General features: G+C 38.7%; 22 protein-coding genes. 5 read left to right on the top strand and 17 right to left on the bottom strand.

Annotation, left to right across the window (positions count from 1 at the left end; translation table 11 throughout):
• Positions 1-168: 168 nt before the first annotated feature.
• Complete coding sequence (locus PLANO_RS02795; RefSeq protein WP_269429585.1) at positions 169-585, top strand: ATP-binding protein; 417 nt, start codon at positions 169-171, stop codon at positions 583-585.
• 958 nt (positions 586-1,543) lie between these two features.
• Complete coding sequence (locus PLANO_RS02785) at positions 1,544-2,725, top strand: IS256 family transposase (protein WP_038702803.1); 1,182 nt, start codon at positions 1,544-1,546, stop codon at positions 2,723-2,725.
• A gap of 32 nt (positions 2,726-2,757) precedes the next feature.
• Here PLANO_RS02785 and PLANO_RS02780 read toward each other — a convergent pair whose 3' ends face one another.
• The 9 genes from PLANO_RS02780 to PLANO_RS02740 all read right to left on the bottom strand — a co-directional run bounded on the left by PLANO_RS02780 (position 2,758) and on the right by PLANO_RS02740 (position 15,690).
• Positions 2,758-3,969, bottom strand: coding sequence for a DUF6119 family protein (locus PLANO_RS02780; protein ID WP_052124272.1), 1,212 nt, complete (start codon positions 3,967-3,969; stop codon positions 2,758-2,760).
• Between the two features lie 30 nt (positions 3,970-3,999).
• Positions 4,000-5,226 (bottom strand): restriction endonuclease subunit S, encoded by a 1,227-nt coding sequence (locus PLANO_RS15655; RefSeq protein ID WP_052124271.1) that lies wholly within the window; start codon positions 5,224-5,226, stop codon positions 4,000-4,002.
• Positions 5,201-6,784 (bottom strand): type I restriction-modification system subunit M, encoded by a 1,584-nt coding sequence (locus PLANO_RS02770; protein WP_038702800.1) that lies wholly within the window; start codon positions 6,782-6,784, stop codon positions 5,201-5,203. Before PLANO_RS02770 ends, PLANO_RS15655 begins: the two co-directional genes overlap by 26 nt.
• A gap of 296 nt (positions 6,785-7,080) precedes the next feature.
• The gene (locus tag PLANO_RS02765) at positions 7,081-9,840 is read right to left on the bottom strand and encodes a type I restriction endonuclease subunit R (RefSeq protein ID WP_038702797.1); all 2,760 of its coding nucleotides are present in this window, start codon (positions 9,838-9,840) and stop codon (positions 7,081-7,083) included.
• Positions 9,841-10,071: 231 nt separating this feature from the next.
• Complete coding sequence (locus tag PLANO_RS02760) at positions 10,072-10,326, bottom strand: Txe/YoeB family addiction module toxin (RefSeq protein ID WP_038702795.1); 255 nt, start codon at positions 10,324-10,326, stop codon at positions 10,072-10,074.
• Complete coding sequence (locus PLANO_RS02755) at positions 10,307-10,594, bottom strand: type II toxin-antitoxin system Phd/YefM family antitoxin (RefSeq protein ID WP_038702794.1); 288 nt, start codon at positions 10,592-10,594, stop codon at positions 10,307-10,309. Before PLANO_RS02755 ends, PLANO_RS02760 begins: the two co-directional genes overlap by 20 nt.
• A gap of 108 nt (positions 10,595-10,702) precedes the next feature.
• Positions 10,703-11,683 (bottom strand): syntaxin family protein, encoded by a 981-nt coding sequence (locus tag PLANO_RS02750; protein ID WP_038702792.1) that lies wholly within the window; start codon positions 11,681-11,683, stop codon positions 10,703-10,705.
• A complete protein-coding gene (locus PLANO_RS02745; RefSeq protein ID WP_038702790.1) occupies positions 11,658-13,544 on the bottom strand; it encodes a V-type ATP synthase subunit I domain-containing protein in 1,887 nt (628 codons plus the stop codon). Before PLANO_RS02745 ends, PLANO_RS02750 begins: the two co-directional genes overlap by 26 nt.
• Entirely contained in the window at positions 13,525-15,690 is a 2,166-nt protein-coding gene (locus PLANO_RS02740; protein ID WP_038702788.1) for a hypothetical protein, read from the bottom strand. Before PLANO_RS02740 ends, PLANO_RS02745 begins: the two co-directional genes overlap by 20 nt.
• Positions 15,691-15,987: 297 nt before the next feature.
• Here PLANO_RS02740 and PLANO_RS02735 point away from each other — a divergent pair, with 297 nt between their 5' ends.
• Positions 15,988-16,260, top strand: coding sequence for a hypothetical protein (locus tag PLANO_RS02735; protein WP_038702786.1), 273 nt, complete (start codon positions 15,988-15,990; stop codon positions 16,258-16,260).
• Positions 16,261-16,551: 291 nt separating this feature from the next.
• Here PLANO_RS02735 and PLANO_RS02730 read toward each other — a convergent pair whose 3' ends face one another.
• The 4 genes from PLANO_RS02730 to PLANO_RS02715 all read right to left on the bottom strand — a co-directional run bounded on the left by PLANO_RS02730 (position 16,552) and on the right by PLANO_RS02715 (position 21,050).
• Entirely contained in the window at positions 16,552-17,337 is a 786-nt protein-coding gene (locus PLANO_RS02730; RefSeq protein ID WP_038702785.1) for an Ltp family lipoprotein, read from the bottom strand.
• A gap of 251 nt (positions 17,338-17,588) precedes the next feature.
• A complete protein-coding gene (locus PLANO_RS02725) occupies positions 17,589-18,908 on the bottom strand; it encodes a short-chain fatty acid transporter (protein ID WP_038702783.1) in 1,320 nt (439 codons plus the stop codon).
• A 137-nt stretch (positions 18,909-19,045) separates the two neighbouring features.
• A complete protein-coding gene (locus tag PLANO_RS02720) occupies positions 19,046-20,533 on the bottom strand; it encodes a flotillin family protein (RefSeq protein WP_038702781.1) in 1,488 nt (495 codons plus the stop codon).
• 115 nt (positions 20,534-20,648) lie between these two features.
• Positions 20,649-21,050 carry a hypothetical protein gene (locus PLANO_RS02715; RefSeq protein WP_038702779.1) on the bottom strand — a complete coding sequence of 134 codons (402 nt, stop codon included), beginning with the start codon at positions 21,048-21,050 and terminating at the stop codon, positions 20,649-20,651.
• Positions 21,051-21,175: 125 nt separating this feature from the next.
• On the opposite strand from PLANO_RS02715, the gene PLANO_RS02710 reads away from it, so the two are divergent.
• Entirely contained in the window at positions 21,176-21,442 is a 267-nt protein-coding gene (locus tag PLANO_RS02710) for a hypothetical protein (RefSeq protein WP_038702777.1), read from the top strand.
• 14 nt (positions 21,443-21,456) lie between these two features.
• Positions 21,457-21,624, top strand: a complete 168-nt coding sequence (locus PLANO_RS16040; RefSeq protein WP_197053102.1) for a hypothetical protein — start codon at positions 21,457-21,459, stop codon at positions 21,622-21,624.
• Positions 21,625-22,054: 430 nt separating this feature from the next.
• Here PLANO_RS16040 and PLANO_RS02705 read toward each other — a convergent pair whose 3' ends face one another.
• The 4 genes from PLANO_RS02705 to PLANO_RS02690 all read right to left on the bottom strand — a co-directional run bounded on the left by PLANO_RS02705 (position 22,055) and on the right by PLANO_RS02690 (position 25,488).
• A complete protein-coding gene (locus tag PLANO_RS02705; protein WP_038702775.1) occupies positions 22,055-22,543 on the bottom strand; it encodes a DUF4306 domain-containing protein in 489 nt (162 codons plus the stop codon).
• A 98-nt stretch (positions 22,544-22,641) separates the two neighbouring features.
• A complete protein-coding gene (locus PLANO_RS02700) occupies positions 22,642-23,694 on the bottom strand; it encodes a hemolysin family protein (RefSeq protein WP_038702773.1) in 1,053 nt (350 codons plus the stop codon).
• A 51-nt stretch (positions 23,695-23,745) separates the two neighbouring features.
• Positions 23,746-25,062: a hemolysin family protein gene (locus PLANO_RS02695; protein WP_038702771.1), complete on the bottom strand. Its 1,317-nt coding sequence runs from the start codon at positions 25,060-25,062 to the stop codon at positions 23,746-23,748.
• A 39-nt stretch (positions 25,063-25,101) separates the two neighbouring features.
• Positions 25,102-25,488, bottom strand: a complete 387-nt coding sequence (locus tag PLANO_RS02690; protein WP_038702769.1) for a MerR family transcriptional regulator — start codon at positions 25,486-25,488, stop codon at positions 25,102-25,104.
• Positions 25,489-25,810: the final 322 nt, after the last annotated feature.

Genomic DNA, 25,810 nt, shown 5'->3' with positions numbered 1-25,810 from the left:
GCTTTTCGTAACTAAGGTATTTTAAAAAGCGTTTCCAGCAGTTCCCAAATATCCCCTGTGTTCCGTACAATTCCCACACAATTCATACGAATGAATAAAGCAGAAAAACCACACCCGCAGTGTTGATACTACAGGTGTGGCAATGTATGAAGTATAAATTGTCGTGTATTGTCAGAATCTTTTAGAATTGTTTCTTTCACAGGGGCGCGATTTGTCCTTACCGCAGCCGATCTGGTCGCGGAGTGTCACAAGGCGGAGGCCAAAGGGACGGTCTCCCGCCTCATCAAGAAATGGACACGGCCGGATTTGATCGTGTTGGACGAGGTCGGCTACTTTCCTTTCGACGAGTTCTCAGCGAATATATTTTTCCAAGTCATCTCGAAGAGATATGAGCACGGCGCGATGATTCTAACCTCGAACAAATCGTTTATCGAATGGGGAAAGGTCTTTGGAGATGATGTCCTAGCTACAGCCATTCTCGACCGCCTACTGCACCACTCAGTGACATTTAACATCAAAGGTGATTCCTATCGCCTGAAGGAAAAGAAAAAAGCCAGAATTTATCCGGCTACCCCACCTGCATAGTAGCAAAAGTGGGGAATTTTATTCCGGCTATAATGGGGGAATTTAAACCGGCGTTGACACGAATGAATAAAATCGAAAAACCACACTCGAAATGTTGATGCATCGAGTATGGAAATGTATGGATTATAAATTGTCATGTATTGTCAGAATCGTTTAGAATATTTTTTTACACAGGGACGCGTTTTTTCGAATTGTCGTGTATTGTCAGAATCATTTAGAATTGTTTCTTTCCCAGGGGCGCATTTTTTCGAGAAGGTGTGGCTATGTACAAAGTGTAAATTGAAGTAAATTATCGAAATCGATTAGTATTGTTTTACACAGTGGCGCAATTTAAAATTAATTTGACGTATGCTGAATATTATCGTTTACCGGGACTTACTTCTGTTCCTCGTATATCTTTACAAATGATTACTTCAGGCACATATCCTAAACTACGAACTTTCGTGAGCCATTCAATAATTTCTATTTTTAAGTATATTGAATTATTTTTTCCGAAATCAAAGCTTCCATTGGGTAAAAACATATTTCGGGATCCAATAACTAGTAGCATACTTATTTTTTTTATACTCTGAATGCCATATACTTCTAATACATTGCTCTGTGTATTAAAAATCTCAGTGCTATGAAGCGATTGTTGAATGCAATACCTTATTTCAGGGGTGCTTCCTATCTTTACATGAATTAAAGACAATTCTTCATCATTATAGAGATCGGCAAATTCCACACTCTTAAATAAGTTGTGATCATTCCTTCTATCTAAAAGTTTGTAATTGTATATGTTTTCCAAATACACATTATAAGGATATTCAGCATAAGTTACTTGATCATACTTATCTGTATCAGAAAGCTGAAAGTGAGAGCGTAAAATATCTTGTGTAAATGAATAAATAGAAAAAGGAAGACCTTTTCTTGTAGAATTAAGTCACCACAACCAATTCACAGAAAAGAGGCCTTCCCTATGACTCAGTTTACAACAGATATTATGCAAGCTCTAGTAAAAAAAGAAGACATCTCCGAAGTTTTCCGTAAGCACCTGGAGACGGCGGTCAATACGCTCCTCCAAACAGAACTTACAGCTTTCCTGGATTACGAAAAATACGACCGCATCGGTTTCAATTCCGGCAACTCACGCAACGGTGTCTACACGCGGACACTCCATACGGAGTATGGGGATTTGGAGCTTTCGATGCCACGGGACCGGAACGGCGAATTCAACCAACAGACGGTCGCTCCGTACAAGCGCTCAAACGATACGCTGGAAGCCTTCGTTATTCATATGTTCCAAAAAGGCGTGACGATGTCCGAAATATCGGATTTGATCGAGAAGATGTACGGTCATCATTACACGCCACAAACCATTTCTAATATGACGAAAGTGATGAGCGAACAGGTCGAAGCGTTTAAATCTCGTCCATTAGATCAGCGCTATGCTTGCGTCTATCTCGATGCAACTTACATTTCTCTCAAGCGCGACACGGTCTCGAAGGAAGCTGTCTATATTACTGTTGGCATCCGAGAGGACGGCTCAAAAGAAGTGTTGGCCTATACAGTGGCCCCTACGGAATCCGCATTCGTTTGGGAAGAAGTCCTGTTGGACTTGAAAGAGCGCGGTGTCGAAGAGGTGCTTTTGTTTATCTCCGACGGCTTGAAAGGCATCACTGATCGCATCTTTTCGGTCTTTCCCGATGCTCAATATCAGGCGTGCTGCGTCCACCTGTCGCGTGGTATCCGACACAAAGTTCGCGTCACCAATCGCAAGGAAATTCTTGATGATTTCAAATCGGTCTATCGGGCAGAGAACCGGGAACTGGGTGAAAAAGCGTTGAAAGTCTTTGTCGATAAATGGAAAACGGCCTATCCCAAAGTGACGAAATCGTTGGAAGCGAATCCCTATATTTTCACCTTCTACAGTTTCCCAAAATCCATTTGGCGAAGCATCTATTCGACGAACCTGATCGAATCGTTCAACAAGAACGTAAAGAAATACAGCAAACGCAAGGAGCAATTTCCGAACGAAGATTCCTTAGATCGCTTCTTGGTTTCCCAATTTGAAATCTATAACCAGAAATTCTCCACCCGTTGCCATATCGGATTCGATCAAGCCCGTGCAGAGCTGGCTGAGATGTTCAAGCAATCTTAATGGATATACATACAAGAAAAGGATTTACTTATTTACACATAATTCTTGACGCTCTCCTGAAAGTCTCTTCCCACTCTTAAAATTTCTTCTGTTAAGTTGTATTCTTCCATTAGAACCACACAATCATTTACTTTGTTTATTTCTCGTTCAATATATTCTATATAAGATTTATTAAAACTTGCCCATCTTCCTTTATACAAGTAGAAATCTTTCCGCTGATATTCAACACCATAGTCCAATAATTTTATTAGTGGTTTAGAGTTACTTCTATCTGATATCGTTCTAATAGATACCTTAGTAATGTCAGTGCACTCTATGTCATTTATTAATTGACTCAATGCATCTATTGAATATGATGGAAGTGGATATGTATAGCGATTGTAAACAATTTCAATTTCTTCGTTATCCATAGGGTTAAACAGTATATCTCCACCGTCTTCAATATAATATGAAAGATTGACCTTAGATGTTTCACTTTTTAAAGAGCTTAAAAGGCTATCATTTAAATCGGAAATTTTATACTGATTGTCGTCAATATTTTTTAAAAAAATCATTCTCGGGAGATCCCCGGATTTATCTTCATGAGAAAATAAGTAACTAATTTCGTGTACTACATCAATCATTACGGAAGGTATATAGGAATCTACCTCTATTTTAATTGCTGTACCGAATTTAGCTTTTTTTCTGTATGAGTATAAATGAAATCCAGAATATTTCTCTGCTAGCTTAATTTTACTAATTAACAATTCGTTGCTTTCACCGATTTCAGATGTAACATATGAATTTGCATTATATTGAGTTAGAGATTTACTTTTAGTTTGTTTAAAAAATTTTGATGATTTCACTTCAACAGTCTCTGTGTCATGCAATATTTCTGCCATGTCAAAACCAAAATCATAATCAGCAAAATTATTTGCTAAACTATGACCTCTACCAAGGGATATTGTGAATATACTGCCTTCTATGTCAAAAATAATTATTCCATAAGCGGACTCTATTGTTTTCTCCCGAATATTAGCGCCATCAAAAAAATTACTCCAATAATTAGCCCAGTTGATTTCGATTTCTTCTGTATCCAACTTAAAAAAGAAATCTAAAATAACTTCTTTTTCCACTTTTTCATTCTCAATTATTAAAGTGCTTGTATGAATTTGAGTATTTCCAACTCTTTGCAGCCCTTTTTCTATAAGATACTGAATCAAATCTATCTTACGGGTTAATTGCCTATAAATACTAAACTCCATTTCCCCCACCCCTCTTTTTGGCTATTTTTCTTACACAAACATCCCACGCATAAACCCTCTCTTCTGCTCCTCCAAAACCCTCAACTTCTCTTTTTCTTTTTCAATTTTTAGATACAATACATCTAATACACCACTTATTTTTTCTTGTTCAACCATACTAGGCATAGCAATTTTCATTTCAAAGAAAGCAGCGTCTTTAATGCTTACACGATCATGCCTTGCTCCACTATCTCCATGAGTATATATATGCTTATACCACTGAGAACTCATAAAGAAATACTTTAGAAATTTAGAATTAATATTTTTTGTTTTAAAACAAAGATATAGTGGGGAAACAATTCCATCCTCTTCTAGTTCGTAAAAGTGAACCGGTCCATATGGCGATTCACTAGATATTCGAGGATTATATACAAAATCCCCTTTAGAAATTACATAGTAACCGTCAATGTTAAGCTCATTAGCAATATCTTTTTTAAAGTAACTCCTCTGAGAGATTAACCCTTGTTTGGCTGAGTTAGAAATTACATTCGTAACTTTCATGTCTTTATTCTTTTTAACTGTTTTAGTTGCAAATTCTTTTAATTGCTTTGCTTCCCACTCCCCAAACTCCCCACCATCTTCATCCTTAAACCGCAACTCCTGCGAGAAAACCTTCTGCATCATGCCTTTTTTAAATTGTTCTAGTTTCTCAATTTTTTCTTGTTGTTTTTGGACCTTTTGATCAATCAACGAGAAAAAAGAAGCAATTTTATTTTGTTCTTCAATTTTTGGCACCTTATACTCCAACTTATTTAAGCCAACGATAGTAAGTGCTTTTTGATTGGAACCACTAGCAGAATCAAGTAATTTTTTATGTCCAGCCGGATTTGAAAAGACATACAATAAAAATTTTGGGTTTTGATTAACTTCTCTTAACCAAATTAAATTTCCATCTTTAAAATAAAATTCAACATCATTCTCTACCAACATACTATTCCCAATTGTACCTACCGCTGTAATCAAAATATCTCCTTTGACAGGTGCCCCGAACCTTGTTTTAAACTCTTCATATCTATCATTGGAAATGTATAGCACATCCTCTGGAGTTTTCCCCGACTTCAATTCGGTAATCTCTTTGCCTCTGTAAAATGGAATTCCGTTAGTAACATAATCATTTAGGTAAACCCTTTTGCTAGAAGTTACTGTTGCAAAGTCTTTAATTTTCTTAATCTCCCAATCCCCATCAAACCCACTAAATCTCAACTGAGGTACGTTCACTTAAACCAACCCCCAATTCCTTAAAATACTCTTCTAGCTCGCGATCAATTTCTTCAATTTCTTTATCAATTTCTTTCAATCTTACTTGTACTGCTTCCAAATCTACCGACTCTTCTTCGACAAACGTATCTACGTAGCGCGGGATATTTAAGTTGTAGTCGCTTTCTTTAATTTCTTCCAAGCTCGCAGCGTATGAATAACGCTCAATTGTTTCACGCGATTTATACGTATCGACAATCTTGTCGACGTTTTCGTCGGTTAAGTTGTTTTGATTTTTGCCTTTTTCAAATTCATTTGATGCATCGATAAATATAACATTGGCATCTTCTTTGCGCGTCTTTTTGAAAACCAAAACACATGTTGGGATAGAGGTACCGAAAAACACGTTAGCTGGCAAGCCAATCACTGCATCTAAATAATTTTTGTCTTGGATCAGAAATTGACGAATGACTCCTTCTGCTCCACCACGGAACAATACACCATGCGGTAACACAACGGCCATTGTTCCGTTATCGTCTAGTTGATGAATCATATGCTGCACAAAGGCGAAATCCGCTTTTGATTTTGGCGCCAGGCGACCGTAATCGCTAAAACGTTCATCGTCTAAGTATTTCGCGTCTGCACTCCAATTGGCGGAGTACGGTGGGTTTGCGACAACGGCTTCAAAACGCATGTCGACATGCTTCGGATTTTCTAACGTATCTTCATTTTGAATATCGAAATCGGTATAACGCAAATCATGCAGCAGCATGTTCATGCGCGCCAAGTTAAACGTCGTTGTTGTTAATTCTTGACCATAAAACAAGCGTACATTTGATTCTTTAGCTACACGCAGCATTAGTGATCCGGATCCACACGTCGGATCGTACACATTCTTTAAGTCTGGCTTTTCATGTGTCACGATTTTCGCCAGAATTTTCGATACTTGTTGCGGCGTATAAAACTCGCCTGCTTTTTTGCCAGCATTCGCCGCAAATTGTGAAATCAAATACTCATAAGCATCGCCCAATACGTCAATGTCTACATCGTCGTGTAAGAACGGAATATCGTTAATGCTTAAGATAATTTTCGCGATTAGTTTTGAACGCGATTTTACGTCACGTCCTAATTTTGTTGACGTTAAATCCATGTCATCAAAAAGATGTTCAAAGTCTTGTTGGCTATCTGTTCCCAAAGTCGATTCTTCAATTGCTTTAATCGCTTTATGCAACAGTTCCACGTCAAACTTCCCTTGATCGCCTTTTGGAATTTCCATTACCATCGATGAAAACAAGAATTCCGGTTCGATGACAAAGCCGATTTCCTCAAGCAAGGTTTCGATCAATCCTTCGCGGTACTCTTCGTCTTTCCAAGCATCTTCATACGAAATATTGTCTTCTTCTAATAACTTCGCAATCCGCGCTTCTGTCTTTTCTGACAAATAACGATAAAAAATAAGACCGAGTATATAGTTTTTAAAATCATACGCTTCCATTTGACCGCGCAAGTCATTGGCCATCGTCCATAGTTTCTTATGCAATTCAGCTTGTTGCTGACGTTGTTTTTCTGAAGTTGTCATTGTGATTCTCCTTTGGTGTGATCGATACGTTCTATTCTGCTACAATTGCGCCCCCGCGTCAGTCACAATTTGAGGAACAATTGTGTCTGTCACCGTGGCGTGAAGTTTGTTGTGCCCGCTACTTGCAGGTCTTTTACTATTATAGTCTCTCATCAGTTGCTTTGTTAGATTTTACGCACTAAGCTTCGGCGCGTCCACGGGGTAGCCGGAGCAATAAGACTGGCGGTTTTTTCGCCTGGCTTATTGTGGGAGGCATCCCCAAAGCGTCCGAAGCGTTTTTTATGAGTGATGTTTGTTCAAGAATACTTCCTCACATTATCATAGATAAAATCCTTTAACGCCTGAACACGTTTCCGCTTTTCTTTAAACGGTGCTTTGATCGCGTCATTGATTTCTTGATCAGGGGATACGCCCGTATACTCATATTCTTTCATAAAATACTCGAGCCGGTCTTCTGCCACTTGGACTTTCTCAGACATTGCTTGGATTTCGCGTTTGCGACGCTCGTTTTCAAAGTCGTGGTATTTCTGATCAATCGAGTCTTTATTCGTAAGCGTTGGCGCAACGCCTTGTAAGAATTCCAATAATAGATCTCGTTTCAAGCGCATTTCATCGCTTGATGCTTCGTTCACTTCTTTAATCGCACGACGCACCGCTGCGTCACGCTCGTTTTTATTTTCAAAGTTTGTATTGCGCAAGAGCTCAAGAATATAATCGACATTGATTTTGTCCGTCTGCATCAATTCGATTTCAAAATCGATATCGTTAATGACGGACACTTTATCTTTGGCGTTTTTATCGTTTTCATAAAGAAGTAAGTATTTGCTTCTGAAATCTTTATAGGTTTGTTCGCTAATGCCCATGTCGGGTTGGTTAAAGTCATATTCCACAAATGTTTTTAACTTTGTAAGAATGCGTGTTAAGTCGCGAAATGAAATAACAAACTCTTTTTGCTTGGATTCGCCTTCTAAGTCGTCTACCGCTTCTGGTGAAACCGCAATGTCGAGAAGTTGGTCTAGTTGGTCTTTAAAGTCTGCCAAGTATTGATCGTAAGGTTTCATCAGAACCGTTTCCGTGTCTCCCGTTTGAGAAAATAACCGAACAGCCGTATCTGTTTCTTCTTTTAAATTGCGGTAGCACACAATATTGCCGTATTGTTTTTTCGGCCCTTCAACACGGTTTGTCCGTGAATACGCTTGGATCAAGCCGTGGTGCTTTAACGGTCGGTCCACGTATAAAGTACTCAAGGTTTTGGCGTCAAAGCCGGTTAAGAACATATCAACGACAATCAGCAAATCAATTTGTGCGGATTTCACTTTTTTCGAAACATCCGCAAAATAAGAAGAGAAGTTTTCCGTCGTGTGATTGCTGCCAAATTCTTGATTGAAATCTTCCATAATGCGTTCGAGTGAATGACGCGAATGTTCTTCGCCTTCCACACTTTCTTCATTTGTCCCAAAACTAAAAATCGACGTAATTTTCATGCCCGAATCGATTTTCTTAAAGGCATCGTAATACTTGATCGCAGCTGGAATGCTTTCTGCCGTCAGTAAACCGGTGTATTTCTTATTATGTGTTTTATTCGAATGAATGCTTGCGATGTGACGCGCGATCATGTCTATGCGTGTATCTGCTAGCCACAATTCTTGTTGGTCAATGCCCGGCACTTTGGTGACGTCATCGATGCCGTCTTTGCCTTTCATCGTACTGACGTATTCGACTGAAAAGCCGAGCACGTTGCCATCATGAATGGCGTCTTTAATCAAGTAGGTATGCAAACAGTCTTGAAATAAATCCGATGTGGTGCGGCCGTCTTGTGATTTGTTGTCGACAAAACGCGGGGTGCCGGTAAAACCGATGTATTGCGCGCGTTTGAAATGACGTTTGATCAGTAAATTCATCTCACCAAATTGCGAGCGATGACATTCATCAATAACAAAAACGACTTTTTCGTTTTCGTATAGTTTCATCACGTCGCGGTACCGTTCCGTTTTAACGGCGTGTGCCATTTTTTGAATCGTTGTGATGATTCGTTTCCGGTTCGGATCTTTTAACTGCTTGACCAACACTCCGGTTTTGGTTGTTCGGTCGACAGAGTCTTTTTCGAATTTATTAAACTCTTCCATCGTTTGCGAATCCAAGTCTTTTCGGTCAACGAGGAAAATGACTTTCTTGATGTCTTCTTGCTGCGCTAAAAGTTCGCTGGCTTTAAAGGAAGTTAAAGTTTTCCCGCTCCCGGTCGTGTGCCACACATAGCCATTTTCTTCTTTTTCAATGGTTTGGTGGAGAATGCGTTCAACCGCATAAATTTGATAAGGGCGCATGACCATCAAGTGTTTATCGGTTTCGTTTATGATCATGTATTTGGACAAAACATTTTGTAACATGACGGGGTTTAAGAAAGAAGCAGTAAATGCATCTAGTTTCGTGATGCGTTTATTGGCATCGTCCGACCAGAAAAACATCAAACTCTTCATCGGCTCCCGGTCCGAGTTGGCAAAATACTTCGTGTCAACGCCGTTTGACACTACAAAAACTTGCAGAAAGTTAAACAAACCACCGTAAGAATCTTTACGGTAGCGCATAATTTGGTTAAAGCCTTCAGCAAAATGAAGACCTCTCCGTTTTAATTCAATTTGAACGAGTGGCAAGCCGTTGATCAGCAATGTCACATCATAGCGATTTGTGTAACGTCCCACCACCGTGGTTTGATGCGTCACTTGGAGAAAGTTGTTTTGATAGTTTTGCGTATCGAATAATTTCAAGTAAAGGATGCTGTCGTCATCGCGCGAAATGATTTCCTTATCGCGCAAAATTTTAGCCGACTCAAACACGCTCTTGCCTTCAATCTTCAACAGCAATCGCTCAAACTCTTTATCAGACAACGCTTGTCCTTCTAGGTTTTCTTCGTTTAGCTTGTTGATTTGTGTGCGGAAGTTATCTTGTAATGCTTGGACAGAAGGAATGGAAACTCGTTCATATCCTTGACCCACGAGTTGCTCGATCATCTCGTTTTCCAGCTGCGCTTCCGACTGCGTTCTTGCTTGATGTACCATATGATATCCCCCTCTTATGGTAGTCATTCTATTTAGATAATTTTACCACATTGGAGGGAGAATGTAACTGAGGGGTATGTTAAAGAAAACTTGATTTGAATTTGTTGTTACAATCAATAAATCTGCATAAGCTTCTTAAATTAAAAAAAAGCGAACCCAAATGGATCCGCAAACAATAACTATATAAAATTTCCTTACTAGTTTTAAAGCCCATAAGGATAGGAACACTTTTCAATAATGAAATCTTGCTTGCGCAATTTTAACGGAATCATTTTCAACTTTATAAACCAAGCGGTGCTCTTGTGTAATCTGCCTAGACCAATAACCAGTCCAGTCATGTTTCAGCGGTTCTGGTTTACCAAGTCCCGTATATGGATGACGCTCGATTTCTTTTATTAATTTGTTAATTTTTTTCACAATCTTTTTATCAGTAGCTTGCCAATGAAGGTAATCTTCCCACGCCTGATCAGACCAGACTTTCAGCATGTTTATCTTCCTCGAGTAACTCTCGAACCGTTCCCTTGCCATTTTCAAGCTGAGTAATGGCTTCATTAAGTCTATCTCTATTCTCTTTCGTAGACATCAAATGAGCCATTTCACGATAGGAATTCAATTCATCTTCAGAAATTAATACAGCATTTTTACCAGACTTTAGCGTAATGATAACTTCTGTGTTAGCTTCTGTAACATCTTCTAAAACATTAAAAAGATTTTTTCTAAGATTGGTTGGAGTTGTAGCAGTAATTGATGACATGTTCACCATCTCCTTTTATGTACATTATAGCGTACATGTTGGTCGAAGTAAAATGGATTGTCTCTTATGTAGAGGAGTCCATTTCGCGGGCAGGTGATACCATTATTTCTAGCCAAACTGCAACACAATGAGCGCAATTACCATGGCACATATGATTGTGGAGAAAATATTGTTCGTTTTTTGATTGATTTTTATTAGTTTTTCTTGTTCTTCTAGTTTTGTCTCTATATTATTGCGCTCATTTCTCATCTGATCAAAAATAGTTTCTAAGTTTGATTTTTGCTGCTCGCTCATGAATGCCTTAAATTGATTTAACGACTGCTCTGTCTCTTGTTTTAGAAATTGCTGCCGTTGTTCATGCTGTTCTATATTTTTTTCTAAGCGCTCATGATTTTTCTTTAACTGACTAAGTTCAAATATAACAGCACTATTCGACTGGTCGATAAATGTTTGATGCTTTTTATTTACTTCTTGTATTTTGTCTATTTCCACCAAAAATTTTGATTGCAATTCTTCAATAGCTGAAAGCCAATTTAGATGAATCTTTTTTAACACTGCAATACTTTGTGTCGTACTGTCTCTAAAGTTTTCTACCAAATGCTCAAATTTTACATTTTCACTTTGGAGGACTTGGTAAATAGCGTCATGACGATTATTAAATTGTTCAAAACGCTCTTCGTGTTTATGAATTGATGTAGTTATATTTTGAATTAATAAATCGTTTGATTCTTGTGCAGTAGCTAATGTTTCTTCTAGCTTCGCATTAAGATAATTAAGAAAATCACTAAAATAGTTGCGGATTTGACCATCTTGCATTTCTAAATTTTCTTTTGTTTCGTCTGTAAAATTTTCAATCGCAGAGCCAAATTCAGAGTTAACAGAAGCTAGAGTTGAATTCGTGATTAGAGTATCATCTTTAATTTGAGACTTTAATTCAGCTACCTCCATAGATACTTTCTGAATAAATTGTTTTAATTGTTCATTTAAATTATTTAAAAAGACTTCTTGATTTAATTCTTTTAAGGAACTTAAAGCTTCTTCATACAAATAATCGTCATTTGTTTTAATTTTTTTTTGTTTTGTCTCCATGATTAAACTCCAATGAATTAATAATTTTTGTGGCATCACTACCTAGTGTATAGAGATAAAGATTTGCCAAATATCTTTCTTCTACATTGTCAGAAACGGCCATTTTCAATAATGATTCTTTTCGTACCAAAAAATGCTTTATAAAGTAATTCCTATATTTTGTCGCATGCTCTAAATCTCTGTTCCAGTGCTGAAGATCAACTTTCAATTCTTTTTCTAAAATTCGTATTTCGTCTTTCTTTATGCGAATTAATTCCTGTAGTTCTTGTTCTTTCACATTAAATCTATTTGTCACACGATATTCACGATCTTTAAAGTCTTGTTCGATTACTTCCCACTTTACCTTTAGTTTACTTTTGGAATTTTGTACCTTAATACAAGTTTTACTAACACTCTCTGTCAAACTTTTAGACATTGACTGCTTTTTGGCATTAAAGTTTTTTTTTGAAATATAATTATCCATTTTCGAATAATCCCAATTATCAAAAATAATTTCTACATTCTCATTCATTAGAAGTTTTTCATTACGAGTTAATTCGCATGCTTCGTTGACTTCCTCTAAATATTTATTCATTTCCTTTAGCGTATCTTTCAATTTATCTTCAACTTCAAAAATAATAGTTGAAGTAAGCTGATTCAACTTACTAGCCTTTTTCTCTGGATTTTTGCTATCATAACTCGACTTTACTAGTTTTGATAAAGTTGATTTTTTAAATACTTTCTCATATAATTCCACAAACGCTTGTTGATTTTCTTTTAAAACAGACTTTTGTTCACTCAATTTTCTTAAAACTTTCTTTTTTTCCATATCACTTTTCGAAAGCAGTTTCAATAAAAAACAGTGTTCCTCTTCTTTTTCCTTTATCGCAAATTCTAGGTTTTCTATTTCTTTCTCACTTTTCTTCAATATCTCTTGATAATAGCCTGTCAAAAAACTAAAGGAAATTTTATGAAAATCGACAGTTCGAACTTTCTCTTTTAATTGAGTGAAAATATCATCTGCTAACAATTTTTCGGCTTGCGTTAATCGTTTTAAACTTTGACCAATTTCTATAGGATAAATAGTACCAGGTGGAATTTTTATAATTTCCTGCACTTGCTTGTTATAGTAATCCATCACTTCATTAGTATTTTTTATTTGATTAGAATCAATTCGCCGTTGCACAGATTCAGGTGAAAAAGCGCGTGTTAAAACAACAAAATATTTCTCGGGATAATCATACCAGTTCTTGAGCTGCAACATTTGAATATCACGTAAAAACGTTAAATCTCCAGCACCATTTACTATTAGACAAATATGGGAGTTAGGAATCCAGTAATTCACGCAACGTTCAACATGTTTTACTTCTTTCTCTTCAGCAGATTCAATGCCAGGTAAGTCAATTAATTCTATCTTAGTTTCTTGGTCGTTAAACTTTGATTTAGGAATTGCAATCATAACCGGTTCTACACTTCGAATCGCTCCAGTTTCTACTTGATGTCGTAGTTGCATCATATGTTCTTCTAATTGGGTAGGAGTATGAATAACTATGTCTTTTTGATTTGGCAACTTGATAATATAATCTTCTGTCGGTGAAATTTTATATTTTGTAACAGTGACAGTTGCAGATTTTCCTGCATCACGCTTTCCTCTTAAAAATTCTGTTATTTCTTCTAAGTAATTCCCTTTTATTCCCAACAGACTTAAAATGAGTGTTGTCTTACCTACTTGAGTAGGTCCGTAGACGGAAACAACAACTTTTTTGTTCTCTGTCATTTTCTCGACTGCATCAAAAATTTGAAAATTGTTCAAAAAACTATCTTTTGCTTCAAATGCCCAGTCAAGGCGACGTAGTTGGAATTCACTTAATAAATGCTGCATTTCTGAACGCTTCTTCCCTTAATTTTCCGCACTCATATTTCAACCGACTAATACGAGAATCGATTTCTTCATAGACAGATAAATTCACTTTGCTTTGGCGACGCGATTGATAAGCCAACACTAATTTATCTTCCATTTCATCCATTATTTCATTCATAAGTTCTAACATGGACTCTACTTGATAATTTCCTGCGGCTGTTAATACATTACTAGCATAATCTTGGCGTTCAAACTTATATTTTTCGATCTTTTCAGAACCCTTTTTAATCGCGAGTGCTGATGCAAAAGCTGCAATTCCAATCCCGGCTACTCCTGTTGCTGCCCCCGTTGCTAAGCCCAACCCTTTTAAAGTAGCTACTATTGCACCAAAAGCATTGAATTCTCCATCAATAGCATCAATTCCAAAAAATACTGTTGTTCCTGCAACCATATGCTTCATATCAAGGGCTAAGTTATTCACTTCATTTTTAAAAGGATCTATACTGCCTGTTTTCGTTTTTAGTGAGTCGTAGTTATTCATTTCACTTTCCGAAATCTCATGTTGATTAATTATTTTCTTTGACACAATGACTTGTTGCGCAATCGCACCAGCAATAATAGGCATATATCGTAGGTCATTATTGCTTAATTTAACATCAGTTATAGCTGGATTCAAATAACTTTTCACTACTTGCAAAGTGTGCTCAATTTCACGATTTAGAAATTCTGTGTCATCTTGTTTCGAAGTATTATCCTTGGTTTGAGTAGAATTCGAATTGTTTCGTAAACTAGGTTCTTCTTTATTTTTAGATTGTAAAAAACTTAATGAAATTTGTGATGAATCTGTCTGCGATTGCTGTAATTGTGTTATTGGTTTAGCGGTGGTTGACTCATACTTATTTGCTTTAATTTTTGTTGTTTGATCAATTGTTTGAATCATCATATGATCAATTTTCAAAGGATCTTTAGTAGCATAAATAACATTTATACCTCTTAAAATTTCCTGCCTTTCTTTAAATGATAAATCATTTTTGAAAGCTGATTTAAATTTTTTCCATAAGTTAGGGTTTTCATTTTCTAAATCTTTGTTTACTAATCCAATACTCCTATTTACGTGGTGTTTCATCTCACGATCCATATTTTTTTTCAAATCTTTTAAGTATTGTTTACGATGATTAATAAACTCCTTTTGAATTACGCGCAGTTGGTCTGAATCATCATCTATATCATATTTAACTTCAATTATTTTCTCTATTTTACTTAGTTCTTGAAAAAGATCCTGACCAATTAATAATAATTTTTTATGGTGCAAGCTTAGTGATTCGAAAGTAAATTGACTATTTTGTTTAATTAAACGTTCTACCTCGGTTGGTACACTTGCCATATCTTTATCTGAAAAAACTATTTGTGAATTGTCTTCAATTGAAAATTTTTCCAACAAATTTTCTGAAATCTTTTTTTTCTTCTCTTCTGATAATTCACTAGCATGTGTTAACACGAATCCTGGTATTTTATCTTTATATGTACTCGAAACTTTTTGTAGAAGTATGTCTTGATCCATTTGAGCTAAGCGCATATGATTTAAAACTAAAATTATTCCTGTAGAACAATTTAAAAAGATATCTAAAAACTTTTGAGAATCCGATTGAGAACTACGTTCAAACCCTGGTAAAAGAGCTAAAGTTAGATGGCCAAGCTGTTTATCGGTAGGTAAAATAATTTCAAACCAGAGCATATCGCTACTTGGATTTTGTACCCCTATATTCAATTCCTCTTTTGTAATAGATGAAGTAACCACATCAAAGCTGCCCGAAGCATTACGAATAGACTTTGTACAACAATATTGCATCTTATCTAAATTCGCATTTGCTGAGATTAAAACAGGACGTTTTTCTCCAACACCCACTTCTGATAAGAGAAGATCCTCTGGCAACCCAAGAACCTGTTTGATTAAATAAGTTTTCCCAACACTTTGTAAACCCGCTATAGAAATAATGTGGCGTTTTGAAAATAAATTTAGAACATTTAAGTTGTTGAATATCGATTCAATACTTTCTGTATCAATATTGACGCGATTTAATTTTGCAATTAGTTCATGTAAATCTTTCACCATTTTATTAATAGTTAAGTCGCTACTAAATTCAATTGAATTTCCCATTGTTTTCATATCTTCATCTCCTTATTTCCAAATAATAGTTTCTCTGCAAGATAGACAAGCTCTACATATTTATAAATTTTTTATGTATTCTAATTCTTTCTTTAGTATGAATATCTTATTTAATCATCCCAGCAAATAGATACTCAATAAAAATATATTAACATTATTTAACTGTTATAGTGTAAAAAAACAAAATATTTTATATTTTTATTAATATTCTCTTTAAAATCTATTTTTCTGTTGGTTCAAAATTTCTATGTAACCTTACTTCTCCCGTGTCCGTCTACCTAACAAGAGGTGAATAAGTTGAAAACAAGTAGTCTCAGCATCTTACTGACATGTCTTTTACTATTTAGTGGTTGTTCTCCTACCGATCCTACTGTTACAGAAAATGAAGCTGCAGCACTTGTAGAGCAACACCATATAAATTCCATCGGCACAGTCGACATACTTTCCGTTGGTTATGAAAGTGGACAGTACATCGTTGAATGGGAGAACAAAGAGAATTGTGAATGGGGCATCGATTATGTGGATGGACAGAGTGGCAGCATTAAAATGGGCGAAGCGACGATTTGCTGAAAGTAAAACTTCAAGACTAGAACTAAAACTGCGCAGAGAAAAAAACTAGCTATTTTTACGGCAGAAGATTTTTGAACACCCCAATCAAAAACGCTATTAACAGAAAAACATTTTGCGACGTTCATGGGTGCAAAACTACTCGAATAGACATATCCCTCGCCCTTTCAGAAATTTCTAGAAGCAATCTTCAAGTAGCTGAACAGTACCATACGATATCCCTTTACTTGTTCCTATCCGGTACAACATAAAAGACTGCTATCTATTTCAGATAACAGTCTTCTATGTCTTTTATTAAAGTCCTACCGCATTCACTGCATTCGTAGCATCAGCATTACTATGCCCCTCAAACTCCAGTTGCTCAATCAGCCCAGATCTTGAGAAAGACGTGTATTCAAGATAATTCTCTGCAGCTAACATGGCTTGTTCGCCCCAGTCCACAGTGATTTCTTCTACTGCGTTTGCTGCATCGCCGTTACTATGACCTTCGAATTCCAACTGTTCGATCAGTCCTTTTTTCGAAAAAGCAGTATACGCGATATAATTTTCAGCTGCTAGTACTGCTTGCGAGTTCCAACTGACATCGATTTGTTCTACAGCAAATGCTGCATCTGCATTACTAAATCCTTCAAATTCCAATTGTTCGATCAGTCCGCTTTTCGAAAATGCGGTGTATGAGATATAATTTTCTGCCATTCCTACAGCTTGTTGCTGAGATACTGAACCTGCATTTTCTGCTTCTTTGCGTTCTGCCTCTTCGGCTTCAGCTTTTGCTTGCTCTTCTGCTTTTGCTTGCTCTTCTGCTTTCGCTTGCTCTTCCGCTTCTGCTTTCTCTTTTGCTTCTACTTCAGCCTTTTGCTTTTCCTCAGATTTTGCTTTTTCTGCTGCTTCGGTTTCAGCTTTTACCTCCGCTTCTTCTTTTTCCTTGTCATCTACTTCTTTCTCAGATTTTTCTGTTTCTGCAGCATCGACTTCTGCAACTTCAAGAACAGGTTCATCTACGTCTACCACTTCTCCGCTACAGCCGCTTAACAGTACGATTAGTCCCGCAGATGTCCATAACTTCTTATTTTTCCACATAAATCACTCGCCCCTTTCATCTAGTAAAGTATTTTTCCTGATATCATTAGTTGTTCTTCAGAATTCCATTTCCTATCGATAGGCCTTTTCGGTTATCGCATTAATTCATTTGAACTATATTATTACTAAGTTAACACAATATTAAACTAATTTATATAGAAATTGGTTATTTTTTTTACAATAAACTACTAAATTAGTAGCACAAAAAAACCTTACCCAAATCACAGGCAAGGCCACTCTTCATCTTTACTTTACAAAAACAATAACCCTGCGCCAATCACTACACCACTAACCACTAGCACAATCACACAAAAGCCCATGATGTCTTTTGCTTTAAGCCCAGCGATTGCCAGTGCTGGCAAAGCCCAGAACGGCTGGATCATGTTTGTCCAAGCATCTCCCCATGCAACAGCCATCGCGACTTTCGCCGGGTCGCTGCCAAGCATTTCAGCAGCTTCTAACATAATCGGGGCTTGTACCGCCCATTGTCCGCCACCTGAAGGAACGAAAAAGTTAACGAGTCCCGCACTTAAGAATGCGAAAAGTGGGAACGTGTCGACTGTTGAAATGCTAACGAACGCTTCTGAAATGACCGCTGCCAATCCAGAAGCTGTCATCATGCCCATGATTCCTGCGTAAAACGGGAATTGAACGATGATGGCACCTGCTCCTTTGACCGCTTCTTGAACGGCGATCAAGTATTTGCGCGGCGTTCCGTGGAAAAGAATGCCGAGGAACAAGAACATAAAGTTAACCAAATCGAGCGTTAACGCAAAACCGTTATTGTTAAAATAATAAACAATAAATGCAATACCTAAAACACCTATAACCATCGATAAAATCCAGCTGTTTTCTAGGCGTTCTGCTGGTGTCATATCGCCTTTTGCCGGAACGTCTTCCGCAACCGGTTCGACTAACACTTTTGGATCTACTGTAACGGTTTCTTCTTTTTTCGGCATCATCATGCGATTGAGTAACGGCACAATGATGATTAATGCCAGAACGATAATTAAGTTATAACTTGAAAAAATTGTTTCTGACGTAGGAATAATACCGATTTTGTCTGCAAATGGATGTCCTTCTGTTGCAATCGACAACGGAATCGAACCCGAAAATCCCGCGTGCCAAATCAAGAAACCTGAATACGCACTGGCAATCAATAAGCGATAATCGACGTTCTCCACACGCTTTGCCAATTCTTTTGCAAACAACGCACCAATTACCAAGCCAAAGCCCCAGTTGATCCAGCTTGCTGCAAGTGACACAATCGATACCCACAAAATAGCACTGCCTGGTGACTTCGCAAAACTCGCTAGCTTGCCCAGTCCCTTTTTGAAAATCGGGCTGCTCGCTAGTACAAATCCGGTAACGAGTACGAGCACCATTTGCATCGAGAATGCCAGTAACGCCCAGAATCCTTCCCCCCAAAAAGCTACCATCTGCACAGGCGACGAATCCGTTAAGCCTAAGCCCAGTCCGAACACCACTACCGTCAAAATGATCACGAATAAAAACGGATCCGGTAAATAACGCTCCATCAAATTATTCGAAAAACGTGTAATCCCTTTCATTTCTAACTCCCCTTTTATCTAAATTTTCACTTCATTTCTTATGCTACCTTATTTTGATTACTTTATGTAGAAAAATTTAGACAATAAAAACCCCAAGAACCTTTAAGGCCCTAGGGTTTATTCCTTGCAATATTCTCTTACAATTCTTCTTCAGGTTGATTCATATCCTCAACCGTTTCTTCTTTTTGCACCACAGGCATTGTTGCAACTGGTGCTTGCGCTGCGGGTTGGTTGTTGCGATTGACGTACGACTTCAGCAAATCGCCGATATCGATACCGGTCATTTCTTTCAACGGTTCTTGCATGTCGACCATCGTTTTCGTGACGCTTCGGCCAAATGATGGAATGCCTTGGCCGTTGCCGGAATCAATGATTTTCACCGATTCAATATTGCTTAGTGGCAAGGCAACTTTCTCCGCGAATACTGGCAGCATGTCGATTAGTTTTTCGGTGATGATCACGTCGCCATGCTCTTCCATTGCTTCAGCAAGCAATTTACGAGACTCGGCTTCTGCTTTACCGCGCTCACGAATAACTTCTGCTTCTGCAGCACCTTCGTCACGCTTAATCTTCGCTTTTGCTTCCCCGTCGATAACAGCACGGCGCGCATCAGCTTCTGCGGAACGTGTCGTTTCGTAGTAAGTCGCATCAGCTTTTGTTTTACGCACTTTGCTTTCTTCTTCTTCAAGTTTAACTGCGCGTTCACGTGCCGCAAATTGCATACTGAGTTCTTCGTCTTGGATTTCCATTGCAAGTTTGGCTTTTTCCAGTTCGTAAGACTGTTCCGACTTGGCACGTGCACGTTCGGTTTCTTCTTTAAACGCGGCGTCTTTTATGTCTTTTTCTTTTTTCGATTCGGCTGTAGAAATTTGGCGTTTGTACTCTTCCTCTTTTGCTTCTTGGTCGGTTTGCGCGCGGTGAATACGTGTTTCGCGCTCGGTATTGGCTTCTGCGATTTCAGCAAGCTTTCGCACTTCTGCGATACGCGGTCGACCTAGGTTTTCTAAGTAGCCATTATTTTCATCCGCATCACGCAAATCGGTCAAGCCGAGTGACGTGATTTTAAAGCCCATCAAATCTAGTTGCTTTTGGGCAACGTCTTGTACATCCGTGTTGAATTTCTCGCGGTCGCTATTGATGTCTTCTACCGTCATTTTCGATAGGATAGCACGCAAATTACTGCCCAGTACTTCGATAATTTCTGTTTCAATTTCTTCTTGTTCTTTCCCAAGAAACTGCTCGGCATAATTGGCAATGCCGTTTAACGTGTCAGCGACTTTCACCATGGCAACAGCGTCTGCAACAATCGGTACCCCAGCGTTTGTATAAACACGCGGTGTCGCAAGTTTCAGTTGAAATGAAGTCAAACTAACAGGCGTTGATGTTTGGAAACGTTTCAGTAAATAACCGCCGCCTCGTATGATTTTCATTGAACGCCCTTCGTCATCGGTGAAAATATTCGTATCTTTTTGCGGATCGCCTAATTTTGGACCCGTGATAATTAGCGCCTCATTGGATTTCGCGGTACGGTAACGGATCTTCATCCAGAAAAAATACCCGATGCCGGCAATTGCTGCAATGATGACTAGCGCAATAATGACTGTAATAATTCCTAATGATTGCATGTTTTTCCCACTCCCTTTTGCTGATTGGCGCATCCTATTGAATAGACTATGGCGTTGCGCCTATAATAGTATTACGAATAAATTAACTAAATGTTTCAAAAAAAGTAAATATTTCTTAAGGAAGATAACCATATTCAAAATTAAAAACGAAATTCAAGAAAAGTATGAGCATAACAGCTAGCAACAAACCGATAGCGATAAAGACTTTAGCAGAAAGTATTTCAGCGCGTTGAAACAGCCGAAAGAAAATATACAACAGCATAATGCCAAACGGCCAAAAAATCAGATTGGATATAGTCCACACCCATTGCGAATTTTCTTCCCAATAGGCAGCGGGAACCGGGGTGATGTCTTTGTATGTTCTATTGATGGACGTGTGCTTGTTGATAAATATAAAAGACAAGCTGCCGTAATAAATAACAATGATGCTTTTCACCCACCAATTAAAATAAGGGGCAATCATCGTAACCAAGACAACCAGTCCGACCACGAAAAATAAAAAAGTGTAGCTTTGCATGGCAATGCTCCTCTCTTCGTTCCAAGTGTTCCTTTATTATACGCTCTTTTGGAAATTGCGTTCCATTTTTTCTAAAATGAAACATTTGATCGATTGTGCGTATAATACTCAGGAGGCGTTGCGATATGGGACTAATCCGGTGGATATTTTTTAAGAAAAAGCATTTGGCTTACACTGCTTTTGGTGATGATATGTATTACAAAGCGGTCGATAAACTTCGCACACAAGGCATCAGCTATGACACGGTGTTACGAGTAAATGCCAATGTTCACGGTACTGAAGGTCATATCGGTTCCTCACATATGCGCGACGCCATGACAAATACCGCACAATATGATTTGTATGTGGAGAAAAAAGATCAGCACCGTGCACAACAAGCTCTTAACGGATAAAAGGAGAGACTACCTTGGAAATCGGATTTTACTTAATGATTACAATAATTTCTATTGGAACAATTCTTCTCGCTGCTTTTGATATACATCGGAGATCCGAGATTAAACTAGCGGATATTCAATTACAGCGAGAAAAAGTTGCTTTGGAGCATAAACAACTCGAGAAGCTGATGACCGATTAAATCGAAAACTGCGGATCCATCGAGTAGCGCTGGGTCTGCAGTTTTCTTGTTTTGGGTAATTAGGGGTTGAGGTTTTTGGCGTGGTGCAAACAAACTCGGCTATCCCGCAAACAACGAGCGTTATCCCGCAAACAAATCGCGCGTCACTGCAATCAACGCATCACTTTCCGCAAATAAACAACCCGATCCTGCAAACAACCTTCCCACCACCCAGCTGCTCCCTCTTTTCATCGAAAACCCCGACCGAAGCGTACGTGCTTTGGTCGGGGTTTTCTGGTTTTGGGTAACTCGGTTTTGGTTTTGGGCGGTTTGCAAACAAACTCGGCTATCCCGCAAACAACGAGCGTTATCGCGCAAACAAACCGCGCGTCCCTGCAAACAACGCATCACTCCTCTCAAACAAACAACCCGATCCCGCAAACAACCTCACTCACACAACCTGTTTCCGAGCTTTAACGAAAGAAACCACTCCTGAAATCACCACAACTAAGGCCGTAACAAAGAAAACCCGAGAGAAAAACTCAAGTCCGACTGTTGGCGACGACATCAATACGCCACTCATAAACAAAAGAGCAAATCCACACACGAGATGGAACACACTTAACGCAATTTCACTCTTTTTTAAGATCCACGAAGCTAGTTGCAGCAGCAATGCGAACGCAGAAAAAAACATAATAGTTGGATACACTGGTGCGAATTTCGCAGCGTATACCAAATAGTCAATCGTCAAAATATCAGCAGCCGACTCAACACCACCGTTTAGCCAATTAGTAAAAACCGCAGAGTACGGCCATTCCCAAGGGACATTATCCAGACGGCTACCTTCGTACAAACTAAAAAATGTGGCTACGGCAAAAAAGATTAACGCGCCGACAAATATAATCCCTTCTCTCGTATTTCTTGCTGATTGTTCTTTCATACACACCTCTCCTTTGTATAATTCTTTCTTTTAACCTTACCAATAAATTACCAAAAAAAGAAGAAGAACCCACAGGTTCCTCTTCTCACTCATTCATATTAAATTGGTTTTGCTTCAAACGAGTCGTCGCTAATTTCGCCGACGATTTCTTCTAAAATGTCTTCCATCGTCACAAGTCCGCTCATAGCACCGTCTTTTGTGATGATGGCCATATGCGTGTGGCTTTGTTGCATGTTGGTCAACACTTTTTGAATCGGTGTCGTTTCAGGGAAACGCGGCATTTCATGAATAAACGATTCCGGATTTTGTGTTCTTCCGGCTGCCATGCTCGTTAACAATTCTTTCGTGTTAATAAAACCAATGAGGCTGTCTTTATTGCCATGATCAGCTACTGGGTAACGCGTAAACTGATGGTTATCCAGCACTTCAAAAAGTTCGGCACGTGTCAAACGGCTGTCGACTGAGACGATTTCTACTTTTGGAATCATGATGTTGCGCACAATGCGATCATCAAAAGCAAAGATGTTCTTCAAATACGTCAGCTCGGTTTGATTGATCTCGCCGCTTTGAAAGCTTTCCGACATGATCAATTTTAACTCTTCTTCCGAATGAGCTTCTTCGTGACTAGCCGGCTCTACTTTGAATAAACGCAGTAACAACCGTGCCGAGCCATTCATCAACCAAATAAACGGATTCATCAGTTTACCAAATCGGTACAACGATGGTGCAAGTAACAATGTTACTTTTTCAGCGTATTGAATCGCCAAGGTTTTTGGCGCGAGTTCGCCTATCACAACGTGTAAAAACGTCACGATCGAAAGTGCGATCGCGTACGACAACACAGTCGATAACGCGGCCGGGACTTCGAACGAAACAAATAACGGGTGCAGCATCCGTTCAACGGTCGGCTCTCCTAATGCACCAAGGGCGAGCGCCGTTATCGTGATTCCAAGCTGACACGCGGATAAGTAATAATCCAAATCGTTGGCTACTTTTTTAGCGAGTACAGCTTTTTTATTTCCTTCAGCGATCAATTGGTCGATCCTCGACATTCGCACTTTTAAAATAGCGAATTCGGCACCGACGAAAAATGCAGTTGCGATAATTAATAACGCAATAAGTAGTAAACTAATGACTATTTGTCCGTCCAATTGGTCTCCCTCGAAATGAGGGATTCACCTCCATTAATGAGTAAGTTGACGTTATTCGTTCAACTTATTTGAATGCGTATGAAACATCACTTGCTTGATTTGCTGGTTGTCCATTTCAACGATGGTCCATGAAATGTTCAAGTCCGCGAACGTCGCACCGGTTTCAACATCTCCCGGGCTTTTGAAGTGAATCCATCCACCAATCGTGTCGATATCATCACTTTCATCAAATGTTAAATCAAAGCGTTCTTCAAGATCTTTCAACAGCACGCGGCCATTGATCAAATACTGATTGTCGCTTACTTTGCTAATGTCAGCCACTTCATCGGCATCAAATTCATCACGTATTTCACCGACGATCTCTTCTAAAATGTCTTCCATAGTGATCATGCCGGCCGTACCACCATATTCATCTGCAACAATGGCAATGTGGACGCGTGCATTTTGCATAATCATTAGCGCATTTTGTAAGCCGGTTGCTTCAAAAACAGTTGGCAGTTCTAAGACGAAATTCTCCAAATACCATTCGCGTCCCGCAACAATATGTGGAAGCATTTTCTTGGCACTGACAAATCCAAGAATTCGGTCTTTGTCGCCATCTTCTGTGACAGGATAACGTGTGTAATTGTTTTCATCCAAAATCTCGATAATTTCCTCGAGCGGCATGTCTTTATCTAGCGTGACGAGTTCTGTACGTGGCACCATAATATCTTTGGCTACACGCTCATCAAATGAAAAGACATTTTCCATATACGACAATTCGGTTTCGTTGATCGCTCCGCCTTCAAAACTTTGCGCCATGACAATCTTTAATTCTTCTTCCGAATACGCTTGTTCGTGATCCGCTGGTTTAACGCCGGAAATCCGGAGCAATACGCGAGCCGCTCCGTTTAATGCCCAAATAAAAGGCTTCATGACTTTCCCAAACCAGTAAAGTGGCGGTGCCAATAGCAACGACATCTTCTCAGCAAATTGAATGGCTAATGTTTTCGGTGCCATTTCGCCGACCACTACGTGAAGATAGGTTACGAGTATAAACGCAATCGCGTAAGAGGCGGTTGATGCTACTGTTTCGGAAACCGCAAAAAAATCAAAGATCGGGTACATCAATCGTTCAATCGTTGGTTTTCCGAGTGCACCCAGTCCAAGTGCTGTAACAGTAATCCCAAGCTGACAAGCCGACAAATAGTAATCCAAGTTGCTTGCTACTTTTTTCGCGATGACCGCTTTTTTATTGCCTTCTGCGATTAATTGGTCGAGCCGCGACATACGAATTTTCACGATTGCAAACTCTGAACCGACAAAAAATGCCGTTAAGGCCAGCAATAGTATTAATAAAGCGATATTCAATAAGGTAACTATATCCACGTGTCTTCCCTAAAAAAAGGGATTCACCTCCAAAATTATTTACAACAAAGCGATCAACGCAGTGATTGCTGCTAATTGGTGCTCGAGTGCTTTGCTGACGTGCAGTTTTACAGAACTTGGCGCATCTTTTAACTGCTCTTCCAAGCTGGTGATTTTTCGTTGCAAGCATTCGAATTCTTCATATACTTCATCTACTAATAGCTCTGTCTTCGAGCTTTTTGGTGAAGCCAGCACTTCTTTAATTTCCAGAATCGACATACGCTGTTTTTTCAATAAGTGAATGCGTTGGAGCGTCTGCAGGGTAGAAGCCGGATAAAGCCGGTAGTTGGTGTCAGACCGCTCGCTATGTAGTAATCCTAATACCGTGTAATAATCGATGGTTCTCGTCGATACCCCGCTCATTTTTGCAACTTCCCCGATTTTCATTAAATCCTTCCCAATGCAGACGCCTCCTTTTCTTAACCGATTTGATCTGTTGCTCGAGAGCTCCAAATCGTTGTACTAAAAAATATAGCACGTTCTGCGGAAAAGCATACAGTTCCACGTTCTGGTTTTCAATAAAAACTTTGGCGGTGTTAGATCAGCGACATGATATCGACATTTTTGGGCAAAGGGTGTGTCATGATGGTTGGTGAATAATAGCGTGTTTCGTTTTTCTGTTGCTGGTTGGGTATTTGATTGTGCTGGTTGAGCGTGAAATAGACCTTATAATAAATAATCTTTGTATGAGCTTGAAACTTTATGTGAG

Source organism: Planococcus sp. PAMC 21323 (assembly GCF_000785555.1).
In the GTDB taxonomy this organism is placed as follows: Bacteria; Bacillota; Bacilli; order Bacillales_A; family Planococcaceae; genus Planococcus.
Note: the sequence above shows the minus strand (reverse complement) of the source record. Positions and strands in the feature narration are given on the sequence as shown.

What these genes read in the sequence shown, in the direction of transcription:
- PLANO_RS02780 (WP_052124272.1), bottom strand. Translation starts at nt 3,969, where the DNA reads ATGGAGTTTAGTATTTATAGGCAATTAACCCGTAAGATAGATTTGATT.
- PLANO_RS02760 (WP_038702795.1), bottom strand. Translation starts at nt 10,326, where the DNA reads ATGCTGAAAGTCTGGTCTGATCAGGCGTGGGAAGATTACCTTCATTGG.
- PLANO_RS02725 (WP_038702783.1), bottom strand. Translation starts at nt 18,908, where the DNA reads ATGAAAGGGATTACACGTTTTTCGAATAATTTGATGGAGCGTTATTTA.
- PLANO_RS02785 (WP_038702803.1), top strand. Translation starts at nt 1,544, where the DNA reads ATGACTCAGTTTACAACAGATATTATGCAAGCTCTAGTAAAAAAAGAA.
- PLANO_RS02750 (WP_038702792.1), bottom strand. Translation starts at nt 11,683, where the DNA reads ATGGAGACAAAACAAAAAAAAATTAAAACAAATGACGATTATTTGTAT.
- PLANO_RS02770 (WP_038702800.1), bottom strand. Translation starts at nt 6,784, where the DNA reads ATGACAACTTCAGAAAAACAACGTCAGCAACAAGCTGAATTGCATAAG.
- PLANO_RS02745 (WP_038702790.1), bottom strand. Translation starts at nt 13,544, where the DNA reads ATGCAGCATTTATTAAGTGAATTCCAACTACGTCGCCTTGACTGGGCA.
- PLANO_RS02710 (WP_038702777.1), top strand. Translation starts at nt 21,176, where the DNA reads ATGGGACTAATCCGGTGGATATTTTTTAAGAAAAAGCATTTGGCTTAC.
- PLANO_RS02755 (WP_038702794.1), bottom strand. Translation starts at nt 10,594, where the DNA reads ATGTCATCAATTACTGCTACAACTCCAACCAATCTTAGAAAAAATCTT.
- PLANO_RS02740 (WP_038702788.1), bottom strand. Translation starts at nt 15,690, where the DNA reads ATGAAAACAATGGGAAATTCAATTGAATTTAGTAGCGACTTAACTATT.
- PLANO_RS02765 (WP_038702797.1), bottom strand. Translation starts at nt 9,840, where the DNA reads ATGGTACATCAAGCAAGAACGCAGTCGGAAGCGCAGCTGGAAAACGAG.
- PLANO_RS02705 (WP_038702775.1), bottom strand. Translation starts at nt 22,543, where the DNA reads ATGAAAGAACAATCAGCAAGAAATACGAGAGAAGGGATTATATTTGTC.
- PLANO_RS02715 (WP_038702779.1), bottom strand. Translation starts at nt 21,050, where the DNA reads ATGCAAAGCTACACTTTTTTATTTTTCGTGGTCGGACTGGTTGTCTTG.
- PLANO_RS02730 (WP_038702785.1), bottom strand. Translation starts at nt 17,337, where the DNA reads ATGTGGAAAAATAAGAAGTTATGGACATCTGCGGGACTAATCGTACTG.
- PLANO_RS02720 (WP_038702781.1), bottom strand. Translation starts at nt 20,533, where the DNA reads ATGCAATCATTAGGAATTATTACAGTCATTATTGCGCTAGTCATCATT.
- PLANO_RS02690 (WP_038702769.1), bottom strand. Translation starts at nt 25,488, where the DNA reads ATGAAAATCGGGGAAGTTGCAAAAATGAGCGGGGTATCGACGAGAACC.